Genomic DNA, 629 nt, shown 5'->3' with positions numbered 1-629 from the left:
AAAGGGACTGGCGATGAACCGCTCCGCGGTCAGCTCGGGCCGGTTCAGGTAGCCGCGCGCCACCCCCGCCCCGCCGATGTAGAGCTCCCCGACCGCGCCAAACGGAACGGGCGCACCATGACCGTCCAGCAGATAGATCCGCGTGTTCGCGATTGGACGGCCAATCGGGACAATGGCGCCATCAAACCCATCCGGACAACTCCACGCTGTCACGTCGATCGCAGCTTCCGTCGGACCGTACAGATTGTGCAGGCCCGTCCAAGGCAAGAGGCGCCGAACCCTATGCACACTGGCGGCAGGAAGCGCCTCGCCGCTGCATAAAACTCGCCGCAGCGACCTGCAGCTCTCAACACTCTTCGCATCCATAAAATTGACCAGCATGGATGGCACGAAGTGAACCGTCGTGATGCGCTGGCTGATGATCAAGTCGACCAATGCAGCGGGATCTCTGTGCGCACCGGGCGGCGCCAGCACCAGTGTTGCCCCTTCAAGCAAGGTCCAGAAGAACTCCCAGGCCGAGACATCGAAGCCAAATGGCGTCTTCTGCAACACGACATCAGAGTCCTTGAGACCATAGGCGTTTTGCATCCACATCAGGCGATTGACGATGGCCCGATGCTCATTCCGTG

1 protein-coding gene is annotated in these 629 nt (G+C 61.0%); it reads right to left on the bottom strand.

Features of this window, described 5'->3' with window-relative positions:
* Positions 1-629 (bottom strand): AMP-binding protein (locus XI08_RS05120; protein ID WP_271573618.1); only part of this gene is annotated, 629 nt, incomplete at both ends.

The organism is Bradyrhizobium sp. CCBAU 11361, assembly GCF_028128935.1.
GTDB lineage: Bacteria > Pseudomonadota > Alphaproteobacteria > Rhizobiales > Xanthobacteraceae > Bradyrhizobium > Bradyrhizobium niftali.
This window is presented reverse-complemented; position numbering and strand designations above follow the sequence as displayed.